Origin of the sequence: Geomicrobium sediminis, from assembly GCF_016908595.1 — a bacterium.
Lineage (GTDB): Bacteria > Bacillota > Bacilli > Bacillales > Marinococcaceae > Geomicrobium_A > Geomicrobium_A sediminis.
Genome location: NZ_JAFBEC010000001.1, coordinates 366,538 through 392,004, shown reverse-complemented (window position 1 = coordinate 392,004; position 25,467 = coordinate 366,538). Strand labels below are relative to the sequence as shown.

23 protein-coding genes are annotated in these 25,467 nt (G+C 40.2%); 7 read left to right on the top strand and 16 right to left on the bottom strand.

All coding sequences use genetic code 11. The annotated features are described in order from the left end of the window. Window positions 1-10 precede the first annotated feature (10 nt). Both JOD17_RS02010 and JOD17_RS02005 read right to left on the bottom strand, forming a co-directional pair. Window positions 11-1,282, bottom strand: a complete 1,272-nt coding sequence (locus JOD17_RS02010) for a globin-coupled sensor protein (RefSeq protein WP_204695476.1) — start codon at window positions 1,280-1,282, stop codon at window positions 11-13. Window positions 1,283-1,343: 61 nt separating this feature from the next. Next, the gene (locus JOD17_RS02005) at window positions 1,344-2,906 is read right to left on the bottom strand and encodes a PucR family transcriptional regulator (protein WP_204695475.1); all 1,563 of its coding nucleotides are present in this window, start codon (window positions 2,904-2,906) and stop codon (window positions 1,344-1,346) included. A gap of 113 nt (window positions 2,907-3,019) precedes the next feature. On the opposite strand from JOD17_RS02005, the gene JOD17_RS02000 reads away from it, so the two are divergent. Both JOD17_RS02000 and JOD17_RS01995 read left to right on the top strand, forming a co-directional pair. Further along, window positions 3,020-4,378, top strand: coding sequence for an aspartate aminotransferase family protein (locus JOD17_RS02000; protein WP_204695474.1), 1,359 nt, complete (start codon window positions 3,020-3,022; stop codon window positions 4,376-4,378). Window positions 4,379-4,502: 124 nt separating this feature from the next. Further along, window positions 4,503-5,450, top strand: a complete 948-nt coding sequence (locus JOD17_RS01995) for an alpha/beta hydrolase (RefSeq protein ID WP_204695473.1) — start codon at window positions 4,503-4,505, stop codon at window positions 5,448-5,450. A 30-nt stretch (window positions 5,451-5,480) separates the two neighbouring features. Here JOD17_RS01995 and JOD17_RS01990 read toward each other — a convergent pair whose 3' ends face one another. After that, window positions 5,481-5,891 (bottom strand): DUF3021 domain-containing protein, encoded by a 411-nt coding sequence (locus JOD17_RS01990; RefSeq protein ID WP_204695472.1) that lies wholly within the window; start codon window positions 5,889-5,891, stop codon window positions 5,481-5,483. Window positions 5,892-5,895: 4 nt separating this feature from the next. Further along, window positions 5,896-6,351 carry a LytTR family DNA-binding domain-containing protein gene (locus JOD17_RS01985; RefSeq protein ID WP_204695471.1) on the bottom strand — a complete coding sequence of 152 codons (456 nt, stop codon included), beginning with the start codon at window positions 6,349-6,351 and terminating at the stop codon, window positions 5,896-5,898. A gap of 359 nt (window positions 6,352-6,710) precedes the next feature. On the opposite strand from JOD17_RS01985, the gene JOD17_RS21675 reads away from it, so the two are divergent. Further along, window positions 6,711-8,204: a helix-turn-helix domain-containing protein gene (locus tag JOD17_RS21675; RefSeq protein ID WP_204695470.1), complete on the top strand. Its 1,494-nt coding sequence runs from the start codon at window positions 6,711-6,713 to the stop codon at window positions 8,202-8,204. Window positions 8,205-8,339: 135 nt separating this feature from the next. Here JOD17_RS21675 and ssb read toward each other — a convergent pair whose 3' ends face one another. After that, entirely contained in the window at window positions 8,340-8,717 is a 378-nt protein-coding gene (gene ssb / locus JOD17_RS01975) for a single-stranded DNA-binding protein (protein ID WP_275581617.1), read from the bottom strand. 214 nt (window positions 8,718-8,931) lie between these two features. Between ssb and galU the strand changes: the two genes are divergently transcribed. Then, window positions 8,932-9,792 (top strand): UTP--glucose-1-phosphate uridylyltransferase GalU, encoded by an 861-nt coding sequence (gene galU, locus JOD17_RS01970; protein WP_204695468.1) that lies wholly within the window; start codon window positions 8,932-8,934, stop codon window positions 9,790-9,792. Between the two features lie 32 nt (window positions 9,793-9,824). Here the strand turns inward: galU and JOD17_RS01965 are convergent, their stop codons facing one another. The 3 genes from JOD17_RS01965 to JOD17_RS01955 form a co-directional block, all read right to left on the bottom strand. Then, a complete protein-coding gene (locus JOD17_RS01965; RefSeq protein ID WP_204695467.1) occupies window positions 9,825-10,514 on the bottom strand; it encodes a DUF4956 domain-containing protein in 690 nt (229 codons plus the stop codon). Window positions 10,515-10,569: 55 nt separating this feature from the next. Next, window positions 10,570-11,337: a polyphosphate polymerase domain-containing protein gene (locus tag JOD17_RS01960; RefSeq protein ID WP_204695466.1), complete on the bottom strand. Its 768-nt coding sequence runs from the start codon at window positions 11,335-11,337 to the stop codon at window positions 10,570-10,572. A gap of 127 nt (window positions 11,338-11,464) precedes the next feature. Further along, a complete protein-coding gene (locus JOD17_RS01955; RefSeq protein WP_152549703.1) occupies window positions 11,465-12,523 on the bottom strand; it encodes a glycosyltransferase family 4 protein in 1,059 nt (352 codons plus the stop codon). A gap of 277 nt (window positions 12,524-12,800) precedes the next feature. Here JOD17_RS01955 and JOD17_RS01950 point away from each other — a divergent pair, with 277 nt between their 5' ends. Next, the gene (locus tag JOD17_RS01950) at window positions 12,801-13,016 is read left to right on the top strand and encodes a hypothetical protein (protein ID WP_204695465.1); all 216 of its coding nucleotides are present in this window, start codon (window positions 12,801-12,803) and stop codon (window positions 13,014-13,016) included. 18 nt (window positions 13,017-13,034) lie between these two features. Beyond that, complete coding sequence (locus JOD17_RS01945) at window positions 13,035-14,411, top strand: SpoIID/LytB domain-containing protein (protein WP_204695464.1); 1,377 nt, start codon at window positions 13,035-13,037, stop codon at window positions 14,409-14,411. Window positions 14,412-14,750: 339 nt separating this feature from the next. Here the strand turns inward: JOD17_RS01945 and JOD17_RS01940 are convergent, their stop codons facing one another. Genes JOD17_RS01940 through JOD17_RS01905 form a run of 8 tightly spaced genes read right to left on the bottom strand, consistent with a single transcriptional unit; the run spans window position 14,751 to window position 22,941 of the window. Continuing rightward, a complete protein-coding gene (locus JOD17_RS01940) occupies window positions 14,751-15,497 on the bottom strand; it encodes an S-layer homology domain-containing protein (protein ID WP_204695463.1) in 747 nt (248 codons plus the stop codon). 26 nt (window positions 15,498-15,523) lie between these two features. Then, complete coding sequence (locus tag JOD17_RS01935) at window positions 15,524-16,834, bottom strand: UDP-glucose dehydrogenase family protein (protein WP_204695462.1); 1,311 nt, start codon at window positions 16,832-16,834, stop codon at window positions 15,524-15,526. Continuing rightward, window positions 16,831-18,369: a murein biosynthesis integral membrane protein MurJ gene (gene murJ, locus JOD17_RS01930; protein WP_204695461.1), complete on the bottom strand. Its 1,539-nt coding sequence runs from the start codon at window positions 18,367-18,369 to the stop codon at window positions 16,831-16,833. The genes JOD17_RS01935 and murJ overlap by 4 nt, the downstream gene beginning before the upstream one ends. Before the next feature lie 31 nt (window positions 18,370-18,400). Beyond that, complete coding sequence (locus tag JOD17_RS01925) at window positions 18,401-18,877, bottom strand: glycosyltransferase (protein WP_204695460.1); 477 nt, start codon at window positions 18,875-18,877, stop codon at window positions 18,401-18,403. Then, complete coding sequence (gene pssD, locus JOD17_RS01920; protein WP_042358230.1) at window positions 18,874-19,341, bottom strand: PssD/Cps14F family polysaccharide biosynthesis glycosyltransferase; 468 nt, start codon at window positions 19,339-19,341, stop codon at window positions 18,874-18,876. The genes JOD17_RS01925 and pssD overlap by 4 nt, the downstream gene beginning before the upstream one ends. Next, entirely contained in the window at window positions 19,338-20,426 is a 1,089-nt protein-coding gene (locus tag JOD17_RS01915) for a glycosyltransferase (RefSeq protein ID WP_204695459.1), read from the bottom strand. Before JOD17_RS01915 ends, pssD begins: the two co-directional genes overlap by 4 nt. Beyond that, window positions 20,426-21,769 carry an O-antigen ligase family protein gene (locus tag JOD17_RS01910; RefSeq protein ID WP_204695458.1) on the bottom strand — a complete coding sequence of 448 codons (1,344 nt, stop codon included), beginning with the start codon at window positions 21,767-21,769 and terminating at the stop codon, window positions 20,426-20,428. Before JOD17_RS01910 ends, JOD17_RS01915 begins: the two co-directional genes overlap by 1 nt. Then, window positions 21,766-22,941, bottom strand: coding sequence for a polysaccharide pyruvyl transferase family protein (locus JOD17_RS01905; RefSeq protein ID WP_204695457.1), 1,176 nt, complete (start codon window positions 22,939-22,941; stop codon window positions 21,766-21,768). Before JOD17_RS01905 ends, JOD17_RS01910 begins: the two co-directional genes overlap by 4 nt. Window positions 22,942-23,262: 321 nt before the next feature. On the opposite strand from JOD17_RS01905, the gene JOD17_RS01900 reads away from it, so the two are divergent. Continuing rightward, a complete protein-coding gene (locus tag JOD17_RS01900; protein WP_204695456.1) occupies window positions 23,263-25,458 on the top strand; it encodes an S-layer homology domain-containing protein in 2,196 nt (731 codons plus the stop codon). The last annotated feature ends 9 nt before the right edge of the window (window positions 25,459-25,467 follow it).

The window sequence follows — 25,467 nt, the reverse complement described above, 5'->3', positions numbered from 1 at the left end:
TTCTTTTTTGTTAAAGTTGTTCGGTGAGTTGTAAGTCTGTTAATTCATTCGATAATGTTGTTAAGGAATTAAATTCTTGCAACAACTCTTCAAAATGGTGTTGATAATCTGAAACGAACATAGAGAATTGCTCAATGGCTTCATAGTTTAATGCTACCCGTTTCGATGTTTCATTTAATCGTTCATTCATTGCAGCGGTTAACGTGTTCATCGCAAGGGCTCGCTCACTTAATGCTGTAATATCTTCATTTACATTTGACACGTGCGTCTGTGTATCTGCAATTTGAGCACGAATGCTTTCTAGTGCTGATTGCGTATCAGCTGCTAGATTCCCAACTTCTCTAGCGACTACTGCAAATCCTCTTCCGTATTCCCCAGCGCGTGATGATTCAATGGATGCATTTAACGATAAAACTTTTGTTTTTTTCGAGATTTCCCAGATTGTTTGTGTGATTTTACCGATGTTGATTGAGCTTTCTTGAAGGTGTCCTAACTGATTTTTCGATTCCTCTACTTCAGCGACCATTTCATTCAACCGCTTTATAGACGTCGTTGTTTCGTCTTGAGTGAGTTTCATTTCTGAACTCATCGCCAGAGAATCTTTCAGTAGCTGTTGAAGAGAGGTTGTCATGCGCTCCGTTTCTTGCTTTTGTGTTGATACTTTTTCTTTCATCAAGTCAGATTGAGTTTTTAAACTTTCAGCGGTATCAGAAAGCTTTAGATTTTGAGCTTTTCGTGCTTCATTGAAGTGTAGTAAAGATGTTGAATACGATTCGATATATGTTGTAATGGCTAGCTGCATGTCAATCGAACAGAGACGTTTAAATGCGTGATACGTTTTAACGGCTTCCGCTGTTTCCATCTCACGTAAAAGAATCGTTAACATTTCAGTTTGTAAGTGGTTGTAGGCGGCTAAATACCACCGTTCGTTCAGACCAATCTGATGGTGAATTTGACCGATTCGAATACGTCTATTTACATAGTCTTGTCCGACTTTACCTTGAAACATATCGAGAATGTATTCCGAGAACGTTTGCTTTAACCGTTCTGTAGATGAATATTGATCTATAATGTCGCGCAATTGTTCTTGTGCCAATATAGGTTCGTAAAATGTGTCGACGAGAGAAGTGATGTGAGGTTCAATGATTAAACGAACATGAGTTAAGTGTTCGATGTCTTCCAAAGTAAGCCCTGTAAAAACAATCATGTCTCGGTGGTCACTTTGTATAAGATCTTCGAATTCTTCTTTTAATTGTGGCGCTTCTTTCACAAGATTAGTCATAGTAAGCCAAGCCTCCCTACTCTATTCATCGGTTAACCATTTGTGTTCTTTAAGACTTCAATTAAGACTTCAATTCATAAGCACATAGTGCTACTTCAATGGATAATCGTTGAAAGCAGTCTTCGTTCAGCTTACATCCGAGTAGGTGCTCAATTTTGGATAGCCTATGGTAAAGCGTCTGGCGTGCAATGTTTAATCGTTCAGCTGTCTTTTGTTTTGAGCAATTGTTTTGCAAATATACATTTAATGTAGCCAACAGTTCTTCTCGGTTTCGTACGTGATCAATATAAAGGCCCTTAAGTTGTTGCTGGATGAAGCGATCCAATTCGTCGTTGCTAATCGTTAGTAAGAGTTGATAAATTCCGAGCTCATCATAAAAGCAAGGCGTATGAAACGACGTATGATGAAGTTGAATTACAAGTTCCGATTCTCTAGATGCTTCTTTGACGTGATGTAATTTCGTCTTTCGGCTACTAAATGAAAAATGTAACGTTTCTAGCGCTTCCGTAGAAGACATTTTGCTCAGAAAAAAATCATAAAAGTCTCTGTTGCATGCCTTTGATTCAATGATAAAAAGAATGATGGAATCATGATGGATTGTAATAAAGACTGGTATTGCCTTTTGTTCAAACAGAGCACGGATGCGTTGGATCATGTAATACTGATCACTGTTTTCAACAACTGTATGACGGTGTTGTACTTTACAGATCCGGTAATAAAAAGGTGTTTGAACAGACGGGAAACGACGTTCAATTGTCGTGAGTATTTCTCGTTCATTACACGATCGATCGTTCATTAAATCCAGAATCCACCGATTGCTTTGGAGAAGGGATTTCTCTTCATTGTACGTACGACGCAAAATCATTTGTGCAAGAGCAATCGAGGCACGGTCGAGTACGAGTTTCTCAAAAGACGTTACATCGGAGTGCTCAATTAGCAAATACCCCCAAGTTTGACCCATCGCTTCAATTTTTTGTACATAATACGTCTCATAATTAAATGTCCAATACGTTGATTCGAATTCTTCATCACGGTGTCGTTCGACTTGTTGTTGAAGAAATTGAATGTCTTCTTTAGGTTTTACAGGTATACAATAAGGCATTTCGCTTTGCAAGGGTAGATAGACGAGTGGATACGGTATGGCTTCTTTAATTTTCTTTATAAGCTTGAGCGTTCCTTGTTTGTGCAATGTAAGCTTTTGGAATGATTTTGACAGCTCATCGAGTTCGAGCAATTGGTGGTGATGGCGATCGATAAGAAACGCATGAATATCTTGTGTAAGATCAACAAATCGAACGACCTTATCGAAGACGATAATTGGAAATTGATGTTCATCTGCATAACGAATAACAGATTTCGGTACAACGTGAATATGTGTACCTAATTCAAAACAAAGCGCGGTTGCGCCTTGATCAATGAGCCCTTTGACATAATGGAGAGCATTATCATTTTGAATACCCGCACCCGTACTTAAAATTAATTCGTTACCGTGAATTAGTGATTCGAAGTTTGGTACATCAAGAATATGAACCCAACGAATCGAGCGGTTAAGACCTTCTTCACCACTAACGACTCGTGCTGTTTTGAAAAGGGGTCGAGTTAGAATCTCTTGCACAGAGATCATAAGTAGCCTCCTAAAGTGTCAAGTCTTTAACTATAAGATTAGACAACATGTAAAAGGAAATCAATCAGAATATTTGGTATAGTTTGTGTAAAATAACGGATGGAGGCTTGAGCATGAGTGACAAAACAATCGTGTCAAATGAGGAAATGGTCGAGAAAGATCGTCGTTTGCTTTGGCATCATATGACTCCTTATCAAGAGAATAGCGGAGCGATGATTGTTGATAAAGCAAAAGGAGCCTGGATCGAAGACCTTGATGGGAACCGCTTTTTAGATGCGATGGCTGGATTGTGGTGTGTAAATGCGGGCTATGGAAGAACGGAACTCGCTGAGGCGGCCTATGAGCAATTAAAGAAAATGCCTTTTTATCCACTGACACAAAGTCATCTGCCGGCAATTCGTCTTGCAGATCAATTAAATAAATGGCTTGGAGAGGAGTACCGCTTTTCGTTCTCGAATAGTGGATCAGAAGCAAATGAAACCGCGTTTAAGATCGCTCGTCAATATCATTACCAAAATGGTGATCAAGGACGTTATAAAGTCATCTCAAGATACCGTGCTTATCACGGAACAACGCTTGGGGCATTGTCAGCTACGGGCCAACCGCAACGCAAGTATCGGTATGAGCCCCTCGTTCCTGGATTTACTCATGTAACGGCACCTGATTCCTACCGTGTGCCTGAGGAGCATACTGAAGAAAGTTGGAGCAAGCATTGCGCCAATGAAATTGAACAAACCATTCGTTGGGAAAGACCAGAAACAGTTGCAGCAGTTATTATGGAACCGATTATTACAGGTGGTGGCGTACTTATGCCACATCCGTCTTATTTAAAGGAAGTTGAAATCATTTGTAAGAAGTATGGCGTATTGCTCATTATTGATGAAGTGATTTGTGGCTTTGGACGTACGGGTAAGCCATTCACTTTTCAACATTACGACATTTCTCCAGACATCGTAACGATGGCTAAAGGAATTACGAGTGCGTATTTACCGTTATCGGCAACCGCAATGAAGCCTTATTTATTTGAAGTATTTAAAGAAACTGGAGAAAATGATCATTTCAGGCATGTGAATACGTTTGGTGGGCATCCAGCTGCTTGTGAGGTTGCGATTAAAAACCTTGAAATTATGGAAAAAGAATCACTCGTTGAACAATCAAACGTACAAGGAACGAAGTTGCGAACTCAATTAGAGCCCCTTTTACGTCACCCACTCGTCGGTGACATTAGACAAAAAGGCTTGTTGCTCGGTATTGAGCTTGTCGAAGATAAGAAAACGAAAGTGCCAGCGGCACCTGAAGTGATCGCTGATTTGATGAAGCGTTGCAAACAAAAAGGATTAATTGTCGGTAAGAACTCTGACACGGTGAGTGGCTATCAAAATGTTATTGCGCTTTCACCACCACTATCCATTACAGATGAAGATGTTAATTTTATTGCTACCACGTTAAAACAAGTCTTTTCAATAGAGTAAGGTAAAAGGAATGCTGTGGTCATAGTCACAGCATTCCTTTTTTGATTGAGCTACAAATAATGATAGATTTTTTAACAAAGAAAATTTAGAATATTAAGTATAAAATAAGTGAGGAGTGATTGTGATGGCATTAGATCCTACCGTAAAAGCGATTTTGGCGGAGATGGAGAAACAAGGTTTACCAGGACTAGAAACGTTAAGTCCAGAAGAGGCTAGAGTGAACCGAAGAATTGGCACTGATGACGGTCAAGTCGTTGAAGAGGTAAACCGAGTAGAGAACTTGTCTTTTGAAAGTGAAGGGTACACGATTCCAGTGCGAATTTATCAACCAGAAGGTACAACCCCTCAACCTATACTCCTTTACTTTCATGGTGGGGGCTGGGTGCTTGGTGATTTAGATTCCCACGACCCAGTATGTCGTCGAATTGCAAATGCAAGTCAGTCGACCGTTATTTCAGTGGAGTACCGGCTTGCTCCAGAATATCCGTTTCCTGCTGCAGTTTATGATTGTTACAATGCCGTCCATTGGGTCAGAGAGCAAGCAGAGGTCCTTGGCATCGACAAAGAGAGAGTTGCCGTTGGTGGAGACAGTGCTGGTGGCAATCTAGCAGCAGTGGTCACACATTTGTTAAAAGAAAGAAACGAGCCGTTACCGGTGTATCAATTGCTAATCTATCCATCGGTTGATTTTACAAAAAAGTATCCATCTGATGAGAAGAACAAGGAAGGCTTGTTCTTAACGGGAGAGGCAATGAGTTATTTCCGTAAGCACTATTTGAGTCAGAAAGAGGATAAGTTTAATCCACTTGCTTCTCCAATGGTACGTGAAGACGTGATGGGGTTACCGCCAGCGCATATTATCACAGCAGAGTATGACCCGCTTCGAGATCAAGGTGAGGCGTATGCTACTCGATTGAAACAAGCGGGCAATGAGGTTACGTATATTGATTATAAAGGGATGGTCCATGGATTCATCAGTATGGCAAATCTTGTCCCGCAAGGTGCAGAGGCACTAACAGAAGCAGGACGAGCTCTTCAAGCTCGTTTTATTGAAGTGAAAGCAGGAAAATAAAAGAAAGAAGCAAGGGTAGGCGTGATTAACTTACCCTTGCTTCTTTAATGATTGATTGAGTTTGTTTTCCATTCGTTTGTAGTATAAGTAGAAACAAAACCAATGAATACAATAGAGGATTGTAAATGTACTAATTGCAATCGCGACGGCTGTCGTGCTAAATGGAAACCAACCTACAGCATAAGCAATCGTAAACCAAACGACAATGGACAGAGCATAGTGAATTGCCGTAGCCAATAATAAGCTCATCGAGTCATTTTCAAAGATAAGTGCAGAGATTGCGAAGTAAATGCCCATTAATATGCTGCCAAGCATTTGCGTCCAAAGGTAATGAGAACTTGGATTAATATCATTTATCATGAGAATTGTTAAAGCAATAAACATAATAAATCCACCAGCTGCAATCCCTGCTAGTATTCTAAAGAATAATTCACGAATCATAGCGTCATCCTTCCAACAATTTCTGACGTAGTGGCTTTACATATTTGCGTGATACATACTCTTTTTCTCCGGACTTAAAAAACACACAGAGATTTCCGTTAAAAGAGACTTCGAAGCGTTCAATTTGATTTAAGTTTCCAAGAACGGACTTTGAAAATCGTATGAACTGGTGCGAGGCGAGCTGCTCTTCAAGTTCATAAAGTTTCTGTTTAATTTCCGCACGTTCCCCTGCAAATACTGCAAACACTTTCCGTTCTTCTGCAACAATATAGTCAATTGTTTTTGGTTCAAGAACAATTGAGGAATCATCGGTCTCAGCAATAATTCTTCGTTGTGTCGTTGGTTCTTGATAGGCATGCACATGCTTTATAAATGATTCGACTTGATTGGACCATTCTTTCGCATGAATCGTCACACTCGTATCATTGTGTTTAGAATTTAAGTCTAGCTCGATGCGCATATGGTCGATCACCTCTTAGTATTTTCGCATCTATCTTATGTCGAACGTTATGTACATGACTGAAAGATCATCTAGAGGACATAAGTGGTCGAAATTGATGTATTAGATGTCTATACATAGTGTAAGGAATATTCATACATAGTGAAAGATAATTTTGAATTCCTAGAAATAGGTCTTTAATCTAGTTATGAGCTCCATTTATTTGAATAACGGTCATTTTTCAGGATGTATTAATGATAAAATCTATAATATAGAGCTATGACCTGCATCAAATCTATTGAACTAGTTAGATAATAATGGTAAATTAGTAGCAATAAAAGTATAAGTAAACACACATGGTAGAAAAGGAATTGATAATTGTGAGCACCCAGTTTGTCGTTGCGGATCGAGATCAAAATGACCGAATTGGAATGAAATGGGTCATTGAAACCATGGATGACCAACATTTTGTGCGCAATTTTACGACGACTTATGATGAGACCGTTGTGATGTTAGCCCAAAATGAAGCGGATATTGTGATTATAGAGTTAGATATGATTGCATCCGAAGATCATGAAGATCTCGCAAGTGCGATCGCTCGTTTTCAAGGTACAATCATCGCAGTAGCTTCAAAGGCCAATTTCGAGGCAGGAAAGTGTGCGGTTGAAATTGGAGCCAAGGCATTACTTCGTAAACCTGTTCAAGCAGATGATTTAAAGCGTGCCGTTTCCACAGTAACGAAGTGGAACTCACATAGGTTACAAACGAGTTCTCAACTGCCATCACTTTCAAAACGAGAGCGAGTATTGCAACAAATTTATGGCAAAGAGATACAAAGCGAACTCGAATTTAGTATGCTGATGTTTCGAACGCGTAATCGAGAGACTGTGTCACTCATTGAATATGTATTGCAGTTGAGTGCTTTACAGCCGTTCACTCACACGATTACATGTACGGAAGATAGCGTATTCGTAATTATTGATCAACAATCAACGAAAACGTACAATCTACCGAATGAATGTCTGAACGCATGGCCGTATTATGATCATAACCCACTCGTTGTCAGTTATTTCGTTTCAACGGGCAAAAACACCTATCATCAAGGATACTTGTCATGCCAACGAATAAACTTGCAAACATACTTTAGCGGTGAAGGAAAAGTGTTATTTGCAAACCAATCAAAAAGCGACCAACGCTTTGATTTCCCTTTTCTTACGATTGAAGATCATCGTCTTCTACTTTCATTTATTCAACATCGAGATGAATTTAGTTTTATCGAGTGGTGTAAAGAATGGCTTTATACGTATGAAGAAGAAGGTCGCAGTTTATTATTTACGAAAAAGCGGACAGCGGTCTGTATTGAATTTTTATACTATGAATTAGATTCATCGATTACAAAGGACGGAGAAACAGGCGTTCAATTAGCTACAAAAGTGCAAGAAATAGGTCACGTCGATCATGCAGAGCAAATTTTATCGATACTCACAGAAGCATTTCAAATGATCGTACAGTTACAAGCAAATGAAAAGACGACCATTAGTGTTGAAATTGTCAAATCTGCGCTTCACTATATGAAGTCCCAATATAACAATCCGTTGCTCACCTTAAAGGATGTTGCGGACTATGTTGATCGAAATCCATCCTATTTAGGACAATTATTCGTTCAACATGAGCAAGGAACGTTCCGTCAAGTGTTGAGAGATTTTCGATTAGATGCTGCTAAGAAGAAGTTAACGATGACCAGGCAATCTGTAAAACAACTTGCGTATGATGTAGGATATCGTGATCCAAATTACTTTAGTCGACAATTTAAAGACAAGACAGGTTTATCTCCGAGAGCATACCGAGATGAACATAAAGAGCCCCGCTCCTAAATTTGGATGGAACGGGGTTTATTCATTTGGGTGTATAGTTAGAGGGAAATACAACGACTGAGAGAGTCGACTTGGGAAAAATAGGTTGCTTTTAGAAATGGTAGTAGTGGTGTACGCTATAAAAGGTAAAAAAAGTTACGTTGAGGTGATTATTTCTGAAGGGTTGACGGGCTTTGTGTGTCCAGTAGAATCATCATACTTTAACTTGAGGAATCTTACGTCATCACCGATGATCTCTGTAATAAACACTCGTTCACCGTCTTCATTGACGTAATTGCGAGTCTGTATTCTACCGATGACTGCTATGAGCGCTCCTTTGTGGCAATAATGGGCGGTTGATTCTGCTTGCTTACGCCAAACTGTACAAGGCACAAAATCAACATCAAACTCTCCTTTTGCATTTCGGTAGCGTCTTTGAATCGCTAGAGAGAGTTTTACATAGGGCACGCCTGCATGTGTTACTTGTAAATTAGGATCCTTTGTCATCCTGCCAATGAGTGATACTTGATTCAATACGGCATACCTCCAATTCATTTCTAGTTATGGTTCTAGATCCTCCTTTCTGCTGTATTCTTAATGTAGCATAAGACCTGTAGTTATACTATCACTATTATTTGTATTATTGTAAAATATTTCGACAAAATGATTTTTACACTCCATAATTTTTCTAGTAAGTTCGCTGTGCTATACTGTTCATACATGCTTCACGTGTGGAAGGAGAAGATCAATGAAAGTTAAAAAGGCAGTCATTCCAGCGGCTGGACTCGGTACTCGATTTTTACCAGCTACGAAAGCTTTACCGAAAGAAATGCTCCCTGTTGTTGACAAACCAACGATTCAGTACATAGTAGAAGAGGCGATTGAATCTGGTATAGAGGATATCTTAATTATTAGTGGACGTGGAAAACGTGCAATTGAAGATCATTTTGATGTTTCATATGAATTGGAACAAACGTTAGAGCGTACGGGGAAGTACGATCGACTTGAAGAAGTGAAGAAGATCTCAAACATGGCTTCAATTCACTACGTCAGACAAAAGGAACCTAGAGGGCTTGGACATGCCATTGCTTGCGCTCGAACATTTATTGGTGATGAACCATTTGCTGTCATGCTCGGAGACGACATTGTCCGTTCCAACACGCCTTGTTTACAGCAATTGATGGAAATCTATGAAGAACAAGAGCGCTCGGTCTTAGGTGTTCAACAAGTGCCTGACCATAAAGTTTCTAGTTACGGAATTGTTTCGTCACAAGAATCAGGAGAAGTTGTGAATGTGACAGATCTTGTGGAAAAGCCAAAAGTAGAAGAAGCACCATCAAACATGGCAATTATGGGACGTTACGTGTTAACACCGGAGATTATGCCGATTCTAGATACCATCGCCCCAGGTGCAGGAAATGAAATTCAATTAACGGATGCAATTCGAGAACTCGTCAAAATTCAAGAAGTTCTTGCTTACCAATTCGATGGCAAACGTTATGATGTTGGTGATAAATTAGGGTTTTTACAAGCGACCATTGATTTTGCTTTAGAGCGAGAGGACTATCGCGAGGACCTTAAGGACTACTTACGTGGCCTAAAATTATAAAAAAACCGGAGCCGTAAATACGGCTTCGGTTTTTAATAATCAGGATTTGCCATACCAATGGAAACTTTTAAGTTCGCATTTAATTGGCGAATCGAGTCAATGATGTCTTTATCAGACGTGTTGTCTTTCGGTGTTATCATGTAAGTGAGCTGATACATCGTTCCTAAGTTTGTCGTTTCGACAGTCATTAACTTATGTTCATGCAAATACGTATCAAATGTTTCATCAAATACATTCTCATAATGCATGTTCTCTGGAATTGTAATTCTCATACGCTTCTGTACAGATTGTCCACCACCGTAATCAATCATATATAAGAAGTAAATAATGATTGATAAAGTAATTGTGAAAAGTACTGCGAGTAAGTAAAACCCAAGACCTGAAGCAATACCAGTAGCCATACCAAAGAATATAAAGGCAATGTCTTTCGGATCGCTCATCGCTGAACGAAAACGAATAATTGAAAATGCCCCGACTAAACCGAAGGCAACAGCAATGTTATTGCCAATTACAATCATGATAATTGAAACAACGATAGACATGATGACAATCGTATGTATAAATGACTGAGCATAGCGTGCGCCTTTATGTGTTTTCTGGTATAAGAAGGTAATGATCATTGAAAGAACAAAAGTAAGAGAGATGGCCATAAACCCATCGATAATCGATGACTGAGTCGTCATGTCGGTTAAGTTACGTAGTTCTTGTAGGAAACTATCCATTCAAATTCTCCTTGATCAGTTTGAAGATTTTCATTCTTAGAACCTAGGGACCTTACTATAGCAAGGTGCCCGCAGGTTCAACAACTGGGTTACGAGTGTACGGTTTCATTAAACCGTTCGAAATATCAATACATGTGCAAAACTTCGATACGGATTTACGCTCACATTCGTAATCACTTAACATACGAGATAACCAAAACGGCACACTATTAGAAACTTTTACTTCCATAATGACCATATTCGGATCTACAAACAAATCGCCATCAGGTCCATCTTCAATTTGAAGGTTGTCGCTGCGCGTCATTAAATTAAAGTCAAACGTTACACGTAGATCGGGTTCATCTATACCTGCTAATGCTTGACGGTCGTAACTGACGACAACAGAAGGTTTTAGTTCATATAATGAGCTAAATGCTGAAACCTCACCTAAGATTTGCGGATTAGAAACGTTGTAGTTTGCGCGATTGTTAGCGTTATTGTAAAGATAATCATACGCATCTTTAAGTGTAATTAACGTACGTCGTTTGTTTACCACTCGATTGTACTTTTGTTTAATTTCTAAGAATGAAGTGCTGTTTAAATCAGAGTCCCCATAAACCCTTAAACGAAGTTTCTGTCTGAAGTTCAAATTATTGCGAGTTTCATTGTATATTTTGTCATCGTCAGAATCAAAATAAAGGCTAACGATGTTATAACAACCTTGTTCATCTCCATAAGGGTCGAACTTCATGCGTTTTTGTAATAGGGAAGTAATTTCCTTGTAAGTGGAGTAGGGGATTAAATATTTCAGTTCATAGCGCTGGAATATTTCTAAAGCTTCCAACCTGTGTTCACCACCTCAAAATAACGATTCAACCGCTATTATATCATGTGTAAAAGCGGTTGTCCTTTGCAATGTCTAATTCTGAAGAAATCCCCTTCACTCATGAGCAAAGGGGAGGGTTTGCTAGTTAGCGTCTCGTTATGTTGTCTCCGATTCGCGTAAAGAACTTCATAAACGGCCTGAACTCTTTACCTACAAGTCCCACTTTCTCAGCGAACAATTCAATCAAGATCAGCAATGCTAAAACAATCAATACGGTTACCCATAACGTTGACATTGTGAGTACGATTGCGGCAATACCGAATAGTGCACTCATCGCGTAAATAATTAATACGGTCTGCTTGTGACTATATCCTAGATTGAGGAGGCAATGATGTAAGTGAGATTTATCAGCAATTGAGATTGGTTTCTTATTCACGATCCGTCTAATAATCGCAAACAGTGTATCCGAAATTGGAACGGCAAGCATAACGACTGGGATGAGAAGTGAAAATACAGTAATGTTCTTAAATCCAAGTAACGCAATAACACTAATCATAAACCCTAAAAATAATGCACCCGTATCTCCCATAAAGATCTTAGCAGGATTAAAGTTGTGAACGAGAAAACCTAGTGTACTTCCAAGCATAACGGCTCCTAAAGCCATTACGAATACGTTTGAATCGATAATTGCAACGACAGTAATTGTAGCAAGAACAATGGATGATACCCCTGCAGCTAGACCATCAAGACCATCGATTAAGTTAATCGCATTTGTAACTCCGATAATCCAAATCATCGTCAGAGGAATGCTAAGCCAACCAAGTTCCCACTGCATATCAAAAGGTAAGTTAATAAATTCAACATGCACCCCGCCAATCACGACGGCAGAAGCGGCGGCAATTTGTCCTAGTAACTTCCATTTTGCAGAAAGTTCAAAGAGGTCGTCAAGAAACCCTGTCAATGTAATAATAAACGCACCGATTAAGATCGGATAAAAGAATTCATGCGTATGTGCTTGCGTAATAAAGATTCCTGCAATAAATGCAATGAAAATTGCAAGACCACCGATTCGAGCCATTACTTTTTGGTGCACTTTACGATCATTTGGTTGATCAGTGGCACCAATCTTAATCGCAAATCGCTTAATAATCGGTGTTACGGCAAGCGCTATAATAAAACATACAATTAAGGAAATTGCAGTGATCATAACGAAACCTCCCTTAGTACCTTCTGCAAAATTAGCGAACAATATTTATAGTAAATATCGGTATCTCTTTCTCATTATAATGCGGATTAAACCTCATAAGATTATAGCATAGTTTTCTGAGGGAACACGACTTTTTTATACATTTACATAATCCATTGTCATAATATATTCGTGTATTTTGTATAAGTTTGTAGAAACAATGCGGAAGTCCTATCACTGTTTGTTTGAATTTGGTATAATTTTCACATCTTAGTTATATGTGGGGGTCTTTAACGTGAAGAAATTATTCATCACTAGTGCAATTGTTGTTGTGATGGTTAGTTCTGGGAGTTTATTGCTAAAGAATGACGCAATTGCGAATTCTCAACCAGTAGTGGCAAGTGTTGATTGGGTATTAGAACAACTCGCGCCTTATAGTGAGCGATTGACGAACTTAGAGTCTGAAATTGACCGTTTAGAATCAGAAGTAGAAGCGTTAAAAAACCGTTAGAAAGAGTGAATGAAATCTATGAAACTTAGAAAAGTAACTAAAGGAATTCTCGCTTTTCTTTTTGTCCTTACTGGCTTTTTCACTTTCTCTGATTTTAAGGCGAATGCAGCGTCTTACGATGATCAAGTAAACGTTCGACTCGTCGTACCTGAAACGTTTAAATTAACACCAACTGGATCTTATCGGCTCGTTAATGTCGATAATGGCAGATCAGTCGATTATCGTGGATCGTTAGAGTTTCGTTACTCTAGAACGAGCAATGCGATTGGTGTACGATCAGATTTGAACAATTCATACATTTATTCAGGTCGTGGTTTTCGACTTGAAGAACGTACCCCAAGTTCTGGGAATTCAGTTGTTGTGAATCAAGTGAGAGTTGCGGGGGCTGCGAGTTATACGAGCAATACATATCGTGGTTCGATGTCTGTGAGAGTCAATGAGAATGATCGTCGTCCAAGGTTACATAACGAATTAGGGATTGAGGATTATCTTAAAGGAGTTGTACCGAGAGAGGCCATCGCTAGTTGGCCAATTGAAGCCTTAAAAGCTCAATCCGTCGCAGCTAGAAACTATGCGAAGCTAAACATGTCAAAAGGGTATTTAGTCGATACAACGACGGACCAAGTGTATGCAGGGAAGACGGCAGAGCATCCGAATACAAACCGTGCTGTCGATGAAACGAAAGGCCGTTATGCGACACATAATGGCAATTTGATTACTGCGTTCTATCATTCAAGTTCGGGTGGTTATACTGATGATAGTGAAAATGTCTGGTTAAATGCTGTTCCGTACATTCGTGCAGTAGAAGATCCATACGATAATAACCCAGGTAATAGTCGTCATTCTTGGACAACGACAATGACACGCTCTCAGATCGGTGAGGCGGTTTTTGAAAGAGGATGGACGGCAACGGACATTACGATTGAAAGTAAAAGTCGGGCAGGTCGTGTTCAAAGCATGACCGTGACCGGAATGAGTCCGAGTGGTCGAGTAGATACCGTCCGAATTCCTAGTGCGAATGGATCTGCGGATTCAATACGTTGGTCACTTGGTCAGTCATTAAACAGTACAAAGTTCGATGTTGAATTTCCAGATCAAGATGCGAGAGTTCGCCTACCTGGCGGAGGGACAAGCTCTGTTGAGTTAAATGGTGCAAAGATGGCACTTCCAGGGGAACAAACGATTACACTTCGAAGCAACCAAATGCAAGTACGAACAGCGAATAGTGTCGAGGTAATTAGGCCTAGTAGTGACACTGTCGTGTTTAATGGGAATGGCTGGGGACACGGACTTGGAATGAGTCAATGGGGCGCAGCAACGATGGCACAACAAGGCTATTCCTACACAGAGATTCTGCAACATTACTATACTGATATTCGAATTGAACGAAGATAGGAAAGAGCAGTAGAATGTCAAAAGCAATTGATAAACACCCCCAATTCGTATTTCAGGAATCGAATTGGGGGTGTTTATCGTAAATGATGAATGAAACGTTTGAAAGACAATAGAGGTTTAAAGAGTACTAGTAATCGTCAATTAAAGAAGAAGTGAATACATAACAGATTCAGGGTTATTCATAATTAAGATTGAACGTTATACTCATTTTAAAATGTTGTTTGAGCAATATTTTAAAAAGGACGTGATTATGGCAGGGGGCATACTCACGTCCTTTTTACATTCTGACAAATCTAAATAGTTATATAACGTATAAAGCAAAGTAAATATTGTTAAGGTTTAGCGGTAATCTTCATTGATCGTTCGAGACATAAATAAAGCAAAATGAGAGCGTGTTGTGTGTTCTGACGGTCTAAATGCAGTGCCGACTCGATTTGTTATACCAGCGTCAGCTAATTGATTCACTTGATCATAACTAAAAGAACCTTCTCTTAAATCTGTATAAGTATATTGATTCGAAGTTTCAGGAATTTCATCTGGGAAAGCTCTTACGAGTACAACCGCCATCTGAGAACGCGTCAAAGGATTCGAGGGATTCATATGACCATCATTGTTCCCAGTCATTACCCCGTGGTATTCAACTTTTCGTAAGTCATCATAGTTTTGATGACTTTTGCTAACATCAGGTGCTTGAAGAACATAGTCATCTGGTACTGTCAAGGAAAGGTGCCTTGCGATCATGGCAGCGGTTTGCCCTCGATTGATACTATTTGACGGCCTAAATGTTTGATCAGAATACCCATTAATTATACCTAAAGAAGTTAAGTATTCAATTTCATGGAAAGCATTATGTTGTACATCAACGTCGATAAAACTGCGTCCTTCAGAGATCATTGCAATGTCTTGAGATAATTGCTCGGTGCGCGCCTCTGCTTCGGTTACTTTTGAGTCAAGTTCACGAATCTCACTATTGACCCAGCTATCACCAGCTACTTCAGGCTGTTCATCTGCTGTTGCAGAAGATGAACAACCGTAAAGCATAAGCAGGGAACCTGTAAGCGCAAGAAGCTTGGAATGTGCTTTCATGATTTCCCTCCTAAATGGTACTAGTATTAAGAATTACGTCCGATCCCGTAATAATCAATACCAGCATTTTTGTATGCGTCAGCATCAAAAGCATTTCGACCATCAATAACAAAGTTTCCTCGCATCTGTGCAAGAAGATCTGTAGGGTCTATTGATTTGTACTCTGCCCATTCGGTAATCAAAATAACTGCATCTGCATGTGCATACGTTTCTTCCATCGTTTCTACTAGTGTAACATTATTTGGTAAAAAAGGCTTGGCTGCATTTTGGGCAATTGGGTCATGAGCACGTACTATAGAACCAGCTTTAACGAGTTCATGGATAATATCTATAGAAGGTGCATAGCGCATATCGTCTGTATTCGGTTTGAAAGCAAGACCTAAAATTGCGATTTGTTTCCCCTCAATCGATCCATTGAACTTCTTTAAAAGTTGGTCTAACGGCTTGAATCGTTGTCGTTCATTAATACGATCTGCCGCATAGAGCATTTGAGGCTCGTAATTATGAGTTTCTGCCATATTAGCGAGTGCCTTCACATCTTTAGGGAAGCAAGAACCGCCATAACCAAGACCAGCATTTAAGAAATGTGGACTGATTCGTCGGTCTGAACCAATGCCTCGAACGACATCGTCAATATTTGCTCCGACATGTTCACTTATGTTTGCCATTTCATTAATAAATGAGATTTTTGTTGCTAAAAATGAGTTTGCCGCGTATTTAATCATTTCAGCGCTTTTCTCATTTGTTATCACAATTTTATCTCCTGTGGCGAGCTTTTCATGTAATTGTACGAGACGGGCTTTAGCCCAAGGAATGCTCGTGCCAATCACGATGCGATCTGGGTTCATCGTATCTTTAACAGCGGAGCCTTCACGAAGAAACTCTGGCACTGAACAAACCGCAACATCAACATCCTCATTCATGTTATGAATAATTTCTTTGACTTGATCAGCAGTTCCTACAGGAACGGTAGATTTATTGACAACCACATACTGCCCTGTAGAAGGAAGTGCTTGCCCGATTTCTTTTGCAACCGTGTGTACGTACTTCATATCTGCGGAGCCGTCCTCTGCTTGAGGCGTTCCTACTGCAATCATGATCACGTCGCTTGAAGGCGCACTTGTAGATAAATCAGTGTCAAAGGTTAGACGACCTGCCTGAATGTTCTTTTGTAGGAGTTCTTCGAGACCAGGTTCATAAATTGGGCTCTTTCCTGAGCGTAATTGTGCTACTTTATCTTCCATCTTATCTATACATACGACTTCATGTCCAAGTTCAGAAAAACAAACCCCTGAAACGAGGCCGACATAGCCTGTACCAACGATGGTCAGTTTCATCGGTCATCTCCAACTTTCCGTTTTAATAACTTTTGAATATCTTTTCGTTCTTGAAAGCGTAAGGCATACAATAGGCCAATAAATAATACTGCAAAAGTGAAACCGCCGAGCAAGATGTCAACAAGTGGGTACATAGTAATGAAGTGGTTCATGCCATAAAGAACCAAGCCAATAATAGCCGACATGACCAGTAACTTTATAAAGCCTACAAGTTGTTCTTTCATCTCTGTCGGAGCTTTTCTTTGCCATTTTAGCACATTGTTTACACCTACTAAAAGCAAGATGAAGTTAATCCCTGCACTGATGGTCATGGCCCATGCCAATCCTTCAGCTCCCATAGGACCAATCAGAACATAGCTAAGTGAAATGTTAATGGCTAGTACTGAAATTAAGCTGACGATGAGTGGATACATCGAACGCTCATAGGCATAATAAAACCTCGTTATGTATACATTTGCCGCATGGAAAAACATACCGATCACAAAAATCTGTAACAGAGGAGTAGCGACGAGTGTATCTTCTCGTGTGAAATCTTGGTACTCAAACAGTGTAATGATGATGTCCTTTGCATAGACGACGATAAATACAGTAACAGGAATGATGACCAATGCCATTAACTTTAAGCCTTGACCGTGAATCTTAGCAACCGTTTCATGTTCGCTCGCAGCAACCTTTCGCGCTAACATTGGAAAGATAACGGCGGTAACAGCTAACATTAAAACGGTTTGTGGAAGTTGCACGAATTTGGATGTTAGATTCAATGCTGCAATCGTACCTTCACCGATATGTGCACCAAAGATACGGTAGATAAGAAAGTACAACTGTAACGTTGCTCCTCCGAGCATAATCGGAATGGTGAGTCGGAACGTTCGCCAAACCTCTGGTGTAGTTTCTAGACTAGGCCTGAAGTTGAAATATCCTTTGTACCAAATAAACGCAACAAGAAAGGCAAACATTAAAAACGCACTGATTGAAGCGCCATACGCATGTGCGTAAGAAGATAAGCTTGGGTAGAATACAAAGGCAATCGCAACAAACGCACCGTTCATAATTAACGTTGACAGTGCAGCGATTGAAAATTTGTCATTCACGTTTAGTAATCCTTGCAGCCACATTGAAAGGATTAAGAAGAAAATAGCAGGAGCCATAATCATAAATAAGTTTACGGATAAAGAAATGGTTTCTGCTTGGTCTTGGAATAAGAATGGAATGAGTAATTCCGATGTTCCTATAAATAGTAGCGTGAGTAAGATCATGCTAAGCGATAACCAGCCGAACATACTTCTTAAATATTTTTTTTTACGTTCTGGATCTTCTATTTTGCTATAGACAGAAACGAATGCACTCGTTAAGGCTCCTCCGAGAACGATGTAAAGAAAGTTAGGGATCGTGTATGCAGTCGCAATACTATCTGCTTGAAAGCTAAAACCGAATTGATACGCAACGAGCATTTCTCGGAAGTAGCCAATTAAGCGCGAGACCAAATTAATGATCGTGACTGCACCAATTATCGCTATAATGTGCTTTCCCTTCATAGTTCTCAGGCCTTTCATTAAGGAGTAGTGATTAGATGTTGTTAATGTAGTTACGAATCATCGTAATAATTTGCGTTTGTCCGCTTTCGTACGGTGCTGGTTTAAATCCAGCAAAGGCGCGTTTGATATCTTCTTCGAGACTTTCGCTTGCAATAATATGTTCAGTTTCTTTAAATTGAGCAACAATTTCAGTTTGGTGATCATCATTATGTTCACCATGCTGTGAGAGACGCGCGACAGCAATTACAGGCTTGTTTTTCTTGATGCCTGTGATTAATGATCCTGTTCCTCCATGTGAGATAATGACGCTCGCCTGATCATACAGCCCGCTCATTTCATCATAGGAGAAAAACGGTGTTGCGTTTAAATGCGCAAATTGGTCGGCTGGCGTATGTCCGTTTTGGACGATAATTTCTTCTTCGATTACACCTTTTTCTTTCAGGTTATTGACTTGTTCTAAAAGACGAGTGAAGGGAAGTTCTTGTGTACCTAAAACGACGAGTATCAATAGATTGACCCCCCGTACTTTGCTTTTGGATAATGCTTTAACATCGTTTTCCACTGTACGATAAACAAATCTGCGATCGGATAAATCATTCTTCCTGATAACGTTGGAGAGTCGGTTTTCGCAAAGCTCTCAATGTAAATGACTTTCTTTCGAAACAACTTTGCGATGTAACACATCGGGACCGCAGTGTGTGTACCTGTTGTTACGACAACCTCAGGTCGCAGTTTTAAAAATAGAACGAGTGATTTGATGATGTTAAACGAGAATTTGAAGAGATAACGAACTGGGTAATTACGTGCACCATAGACAAGAAAGGATAAATTCGGATGGTCTTTCTTAAGCGCTTTCGTAACCTCTGTCTTTTCGGTAATCATGTGTGATTCGTATTCGTTCATTAGTGGTTGTAATTGCATCAGCTGTGTCAGATGTCCGCCAACCGATGAAATAAAAAGGACTCTTTTCATGAAACATCCCTCTTTGTTGTATCGTTGTAGATCGTCATGATTCGTGCGATGATCTTTTCGGTTTCATTTGCATCCGCTTTTTTGTACCCTGCTTGAACGAGCTGTTTGCGAAGTGATTCATCATATAAGACAGCGTCTATGCCACTTTTTAAGCTTTCAGGCTGTTCTGGTTCTACGAGTACACCAGCTTCATCGCTTAAGAGCGAAGGGAGTCCGCCAACGTTACTAGCAACGACAGGGGTTCCACAAGACATAGATTCAAGAACAACCAGACCAAAGCCTTCAATATGAGAAGGAAGTACAAATACGTCAGCATAAGTCATATGAATTGCGAGCTCATCTTGGGACTTAGGTCCATGGAAGAGAACAGATTCCTTAGGCAAGTGTAGTGCTTCAATCAGATTTTCAATTTCATCCTTAAAGGCGTCCGATTGGAAGGAACCAACGAGATGCAATTGTAATTGTTGGTCGTCTTCATGCAAGTGTTGAAAGGCACGAATAAGTTCTACAATCCCTTTTTGCTTAATGATGTTCCCAGCAAAAAGAATGTGTTTTTTCTCTTTATCAAACGGAGAAGGGACATCGGTTCTTTGATGGAAGACGTTGCGGTTCACGCCCATGTTTATCAAGGAAACACGATCTTCTGGGACGCCATACTCTTGAATGATTTCTTCATAAAGTGCGGGTCCAACAGCAATGACATGGGCAGCATTTTTCAGGATGCTTTTTGTCTGCTTCTTGAAAAATGCTCCCTTTTTAGCCATTTTGTTTAAATCACCACCGTGTACGGTGACGATATAAGGGACTCGACGAATTTTCGAATACAACTTCGCTAACCAGCCAGAAGGAAACGCATAATGGGCATGAACTAAATCATAGCGAGTAGAAAAACGCGTCATCGTCCCAAGTACCCAACGTGCGTATTTCTTTAAGACATTCGCTTTTCCATTTCGAGGATCACGAATTGCGGCAACGGTGATGTCAAGTTCATGTGCTTGTAATTGCTCCACTTGATTCCGAACAAAAATACCAAACGTCGGAGCTTGTGGGGCAGGGTACATATTACTAATGACGAGTACACGCATTAGACGCTTTCCTCCTTTGTTACGTGTCTGTTATTCTGGTGCCAATTTAGGACGATTCCTAAGAATAGCCAGAAGAAGATCGACAACGGATGGTTTTCCCAAGCCGTTGAGAGTAGGCCCATCAGCAAGAAGGCAATTCCGTACGTAATAACGAATACGGATAACCATCGTACAGCTGGGTTTACACTGTCAGACAACTTAAACATCCACCTGAATATGGACCAGAATAAGAATAGGAATAGTACCGTTCCAATGACGCCATATTCCACAAACACTGCAAGGGCATTGTTATCGACCGTCGTCATCAGTACCGGTAACATATCATACATGAATTGGTGGAACGGTGAGTCAAAGACAAATGCAGCGTTACTTCCAAACATTCCTGGTCCAACGCCGATTACTGGACTGAACATAAACACTTGTAAACCAGCGAATGCCATTAAAACACGATAGTTCCGTTCAAAATCAAACGTGTAAAAGTTACGCTGAGCAAACCCTTCTAAAAAGAGTAGAGCAAGCCCATATCCGATGACAAACAGTACACCGAGACCCACTGATGTGATCAGCATGATTCGGAAGGTTTTGTTGTGACGGAATAAAAGACCAATTAAACCTAGGCAACCAATTAAAGCCAAAAATGCCTGTCTTGAGAACGTGAGCGTTAAAGCTAGTAGCATAACCGCAAGCATCGATAAGAGAATAACTTTATGCTTTTTAGGTACTTCTGCTCGGTACATAAAGAGATATAAAACGATTAGAAGTACAGCGACGAGTAAGAATCCTGCAAGCGTGTTACTTGAGTCCATAAAACCAAAGGCACGAATTTCCTCACCAATCGCAACACTTCTTCGTTCTTCCATATTATGTAGTGGCAGTGGGATGCCCAGAATCACTTGGAAGATCCCAACAACGGATTGCACAAAAGCCATTCCAATAATTAAATAAAATAATTTCTTTACCCAAGTTGTTGGAATATCGAGCATTAGTACGATGATGACAAGTAGTACGAATTGGAACAATGCTCTTAGACCAAAAATTCCTTGTGCAAATGGAACGTTATTTAAAAACATACTTACAAATGCAAAAGCAACGAACAAAAGGAAGCTAAAATTAATCGGGTTTTTTAACTTCGTCCAAATATGTTTACGACCGAGTTCAGGGTGAAAAAGAACATACCCGAGAAGGGCGACGAGTAATGCTTCACCTAGATAGCCAACAACTCCAGGGAAAATTGACCATACTCGTGTGAAAAGTAGGTTAATCGTCGTCCAAAAAACGAGTAATAGGACACCTGTCAAAGCGAGTTGATTGGCTTTTTCTTTCGGATAAGCAAAGATGTTCATGAGGGTTGTCCACCATCACTTTCTTGACGTTTTTGTACGGAATGGTCGTATAACCATTCGATATTTTCCAGACTCTTAAACGATTCACGGTGCAATTTGCTGGATTTGTGAGCAACCCTTTGTTGCGTTTCATTCCAATGGCTCTGTATATCATTGATGAGTGTCACGATGCCATTACCGTGCTTGCCAATCTCTAAGCTAAAGGAACTTTCATCAATCGATTCCATAAAGTGGCGAACTTTATGATGATACTCAACACCAATTACAGGCGTTCCTACCGTCACAGATAATATTAAAGAGTGAAGCCTTGTGCCAATAATTAAGTCTTGTTCAGAGGAGACACGCATGATGTCATGTGGAAGTAGTTGTTGATCAATAATCATTGTCCGTTCTTGATGGGTCATCAACGCTTGAATATCCTTACTTACTTCAATGTCTTGTGGATATTTTGTTGAGAAGAAAGTGATAGTTGCATCATGCGTTTCAATGAGTTGGTCAGCAGCAAAAGCCATTCCTTGAATGTATTGTTGGTACTTGCTTTCATCATGTACGGGCCAATATTGTTGACTGTAATAAGGAGCTGCTGTCATCCCAATTTTAGTGAGGCGTTCTGTATGTTTTCGTTTAGGTGGCATTGGAATTGCAAATGCTGGGTCTGCAACGACTTTAATATCTTTTCTGTTTGAAATAGAAGCAATCAGTTGTTGTGAAGGTACATCACGAACACTCACGTGATCAGCCGCATTCACAAGTCTTTTTAAGAAAAACTTCCCGACTACCGTTCGAATAGGTCCTGCACCTACAGAATGAATGATAAGTTTACAACCGCATTTTTTGGCGGTCGTACCGAGCATGCTATACAAAGGCGCGTCTCTTCGGTACATATCCATTAACAATCCACCGCCGCCAATGATGACGAGTTCCAAATCTTTCATTATATGTTTAGCAGCTTTAATCGTAGCAAGCGCTGAACTTGCAGCTGTTCCTTTCTTTATTACGAGCGGAACGGCCTTTACGTTATACTGTTTAGTGGTTATGGCTGGATGGTTGCTAAATACGACGACTTCTTCTTTAGGTATCCCAATCACTTCGAGTTGCGAAAGTATACCGAGAAGAATCGCCTCATCTCCATTGTTGTTATGTCCGTAATTTCCAATAATCCCAACTCTCATATATAGAAGCTGCGCCTCTAAACGTAGAGCGCATGCCATTCACCTCACAAAAACAAACTCCTATACTTGCTTCTTGGAAACAAGCACAATGCTTTCATTATACACCGTGACCTACAAAATCGATAGGTGATTTCGTTTGGTTCCGACAATTATTCCTATCTTTCTACTCATACCAACGTTATTCGCACTGCAACGTTACACAAACCGTCCGATTTAGCAGGTATTAGACACTTATTTGCATTATTCTCCAAGTATTGACAGTTTAATGACTTTCACTTAAGCTACACCTATTATACTATGAAAAAAGGTGGGGTTTTTGTCGTGGGGAAACGGTTGTTGCGAGCACTTGGAGTATGTGCAATAGTAGGGCCATTAATGATTGCGGATGCGGGGGCGCAGTCATTGTCAACGGGAGTCAACCATGAAAGTAGTCAGGGGAATCATCATTTAAAAGTCAATCTTAATGACGTTCATACGAAGATGGGTGTCTCCTATTCACAACCTTTGAACCAGTTAACATCCACACTTTCACATGCAGAACGTGCATCAAGGGACGGTTTTGCTGTTGTAGGTGCCGTGAATGCAACGTTTTTTGATATGAATCACCGCGATCAACCATCATTTAGCTTAATTACAGATCATAATAAAATTATTAATTATGGCAGAAATTCACCAGATAGCAGTCATTATCGTCAACATCCGATTGCTTTTGGGATCATGAGTGATGGGACGGCAATGATTGATCGTTTTGAGAGTCGTTTACGAGCGAGTAGTGGAAGTCGAGAATTCTCGATACATAATATGAATGCTGAACGGTCGGCAAACTCTGTTAGTTTATATACATCTCAATATATACATGAGCGAACAGGAACGAATGAATATGGTGTGGAGGTTGTTGTTAGAGGTGCGGAACGAGATGCTGTACAAAATTTCGGATTTGGTGAAGTAATTGAAGGCACAGTAGAAACCGTAGGCTCTTACGGTCAGCCAGGTAATAGTCGAATTCCTAGTACAGGTTTTGTCTTATCAGGTCACGGAGATGGTGCAGATCACTTACGTCATTTAAGCCCTGGAGATTCAGTGAAAATTGAAGCGTCGATTGACTCGAAATGGCGCGATGCCGAGTTAATGCTAGGTAGTGGTCCACAACTCGTTAGAAACGGCCAAGTAGACGTTAGCATGGATCTTAATTCTTGGCGTGCGCAACAAGTTACTGAGCGAGCGGCTGTCGGAGTAAGTCGCGATGGACAAGAAGTGTTTATGGTAACGACACGAAACATGAACATGTTGCAGTTAGCTGAACATATGAAGAAATTAGGTGCGCATTCAGCATTGAACTTTGATGGTGGTGGGTCGTCTACACTCGTGGGTAGACAATACAATAATTTACGTGCTTTAAATCGTACAGGCTGGCTGCGTCCAGTTCCATCGGCACTCCTCGTTGGGTATACAGGTGATCTTTCTGTGCCTGTGCAAGCGAGCATAAGTTTTGGCAGTGGAAATCAATTTCTCGTTGGTTCAACATTTCCTGTTTCTGTTGACGTGTTAAATGGGATTGGACAGAAAGTCTCTAGTGACGAATCGAATGGCGAACTAAGGGTGAGCGCTTCGGTAGGAGAAGTATTAAATGGGCAAGTAACGGTTCAAAACGTGGGCTCAGGTGGGATTTCTTATTCAGTTGAAGGTAGCCAAATTGCAAGAAGACCGATTTCTTCAACGAATATCATTCATGATTTTGGATTGCCAACATCGATTACGACTTCTGTTGACGGGCGAACGAATCTCGATGTAAAGCCGAAAGATTCTAATGGGAATGAAATTCGCTATGACGGATTACTAGTCGAAAAAGAAGTTGTAGGAAACATAGGTCGAATTGATAGTCGTGGTCGTTTCCATGCTACGAGTGCCGGAGACGGCGAAGTCATTGTAACTATTGGTAAGGCAGAGACGAAGGTGCCAGTTACAGTGACGGAAGCTTCTCCATTCCAGGATGTTCCCACATCTCATCCTTCATATGAAAGTATACTTTTTGGGGTAGACAGAGGCTTTTTTAGAGGGTATTCAGACCAAACGTTTCGACCGAGTCAAAACGTTTTACGGCAGCATGTAGCTGCTGTGCTAGTGAGGGAGTTTGGATTAGAAGATTCCTCTGCTAGTGATCCGGGTTATAGAGATGTAAATGAAACTCATGGAATGTATTCTGAAATTGCAATTGCAACTGAAAAAGGATGGATAAGAGGAAGCACATCGACGGGTAAGTTTAATCCAGGAAACAATCTAACTCGTGGTCAAATGGCTCTAATCTTGTATCGTGCGTATGATTTAAGTTCTGTAGAAGGGGAAATTGAATTTAAAGATGTAACACCGGAAATGGAACAATATGAAGCGATTCAAGCTCTTGCATCAATAGGGGTAACAACTGGTTATTCTGACGAGACTTTTCGACCTGGAGAGCCGATTTCCAGAGCGCACTTTGCAACCTTTATGCACCGCTTAATTAACCATTTTGAAGAGTAGATCAAAAAC

What these genes read in the sequence shown, in the direction of transcription:
- JOD17_RS01940 (WP_204695463.1), bottom strand. Translation starts at nt 15,497, where the DNA reads ATGAAAGCACATTCCAAGCTTCTTGCGCTTACAGGTTCCCTGCTTATG.
- JOD17_RS01995 (WP_204695473.1), top strand. Translation starts at nt 4,503, where the DNA reads ATGGCATTAGATCCTACCGTAAAAGCGATTTTGGCGGAGATGGAGAAA.
- murJ (WP_204695461.1), bottom strand. Translation starts at nt 18,369, where the DNA reads ATGAAGGGAAAGCACATTATAGCGATAATTGGTGCAGTCACGATCATT.
- JOD17_RS01915 (WP_204695459.1), bottom strand. Translation starts at nt 20,426, where the DNA reads ATGCGTGTACTCGTCATTAGTAATATGTACCCTGCCCCACAAGCTCCG.
- JOD17_RS01965 (WP_204695467.1), bottom strand. Translation starts at nt 10,514, where the DNA reads ATGGATAGTTTCCTACAAGAACTACGTAACTTAACCGACATGACGACT.
- JOD17_RS02005 (WP_204695475.1), bottom strand. Translation starts at nt 2,906, where the DNA reads ATGATCTCTGTGCAAGAGATTCTAACTCGACCCCTTTTCAAAACAGCA.
- JOD17_RS02010 (WP_204695476.1), bottom strand. Translation starts at nt 1,282, where the DNA reads ATGACTAATCTTGTGAAAGAAGCGCCACAATTAAAAGAAGAATTCGAA.
- JOD17_RS02000 (WP_204695474.1), top strand. Translation starts at nt 3,020, where the DNA reads ATGAGTGACAAAACAATCGTGTCAAATGAGGAAATGGTCGAGAAAGAT.
- JOD17_RS01990 (WP_204695472.1), bottom strand. Translation starts at nt 5,891, where the DNA reads ATGATTCGTGAATTATTCTTTAGAATACTAGCAGGGATTGCAGCTGGT.
- JOD17_RS01935 (WP_204695462.1), bottom strand. Translation starts at nt 16,834, where the DNA reads ATGAAACTGACCATCGTTGGTACAGGCTATGTCGGCCTCGTTTCAGGG.
- JOD17_RS01905 (WP_204695457.1), bottom strand. Translation starts at nt 22,941, where the DNA reads ATGAGAGTTGGGATTATTGGAAATTACGGACATAACAACAATGGAGAT.
- pssD (WP_042358230.1), bottom strand. Translation starts at nt 19,341, where the DNA reads ATGAAAAGAGTCCTTTTTATTTCATCGGTTGGCGGACATCTGACACAG.
- galU (WP_204695468.1), top strand. Translation starts at nt 8,932, where the DNA reads ATGAAAGTTAAAAAGGCAGTCATTCCAGCGGCTGGACTCGGTACTCGA.
- JOD17_RS01985 (WP_204695471.1), bottom strand. Translation starts at nt 6,351, where the DNA reads ATGCGCATCGAGCTAGACTTAAATTCTAAACACAATGATACGAGTGTG.
- JOD17_RS01945 (WP_204695464.1), top strand. Translation starts at nt 13,035, where the DNA reads ATGAAACTTAGAAAAGTAACTAAAGGAATTCTCGCTTTTCTTTTTGTC.
- JOD17_RS01910 (WP_204695458.1), bottom strand. Translation starts at nt 21,769, where the DNA reads ATGAACATCTTTGCTTATCCGAAAGAAAAAGCCAATCAACTCGCTTTG.